1 protein-coding gene is annotated in these 897 nt (G+C 44.8%); it reads left to right on the plus strand.

Annotated features, from left to right (window positions below):
- Positions 1–135: 135 nt before the first annotated feature.
- On the plus strand, positions 136–897 hold a 762-nt coding region (locus ACTHUM_RS15535; protein WP_440403362.1), incomplete at its 3' end, for a porin.

Consider the following 897-nt stretch of genomic DNA (forward strand, 5'->3'; position numbering starts at 1 on the left):
GCCTAAAACAAGAGGAAAATTTGTTTTCTTAAGCCATAACCTTTATATTATGGTCATGGAATCGTTGAAACAGAACGATATCGTAATAAGAAGAACGAATGCTCGCTTCTTCACACTTAAAAAAGGAAAACAGCAATGAAAAAATCCCTGATTGCCCTGACTCTGGCTGCCCTGCCTGTTGCAGCTATGGCTGACGTAACTCTGTACGGTCAAATTAAAGCTGGCGTAGAAATTTCTAAAGTAAAAGAGGGTAAGACTTCTTCTAAAACTGCTACTGAGATTGCTGACTTCGGCTCTCGCATCGGTTTCAAAGGCCACGAACACTTGGGTAGCAACCTGAATGCTATCTGGCAAGTTGAACAAAAAACTTCTATCGCCGGTGGTGACTCTGGTTTCGCTAACCGTGAATCTTTCTTGGGCTTGGAAGGCGGTTTCGGTAAAGTTCGTGCCGGTAACTTGAATACTGCTCTGAACGACAGCAGCGATAGCTTCGACCCTTGGGAATCTAGTGATGCTAACGCAGACGCTCTGCAATTGGGTAAAATCAAACGTGTAGATTCTCGTAAAGTATCTGTACGTTACGATACTCCTGTATTGGGTGGTTTCAGCGCAAGCGTACAATACCAACCTCGTGACAATGCTAACCCTGGCGACAAATACACTCACACTGTGAAAAGCCGTGAGTCTTACGACTTGGGTCTGAACTACGAAAACTCTGGCTTCTTCGGTCGCTACGCTGGTTCTTATGCTAAACGTGCTGACTTGACTTCTGGTTACCTGGATGCGTTCAACAGCAACACTACTTTGACTGCTGGTACTTATAAAGATCACCAAGCTCACCGTCTGACTGCTGGTTACGATGCTAACAACCTGATGGTTGCTGTTGTAGGTCAATAC

Source organism: Neisseria sp. P0021.S006 (assembly GCF_051956895.1).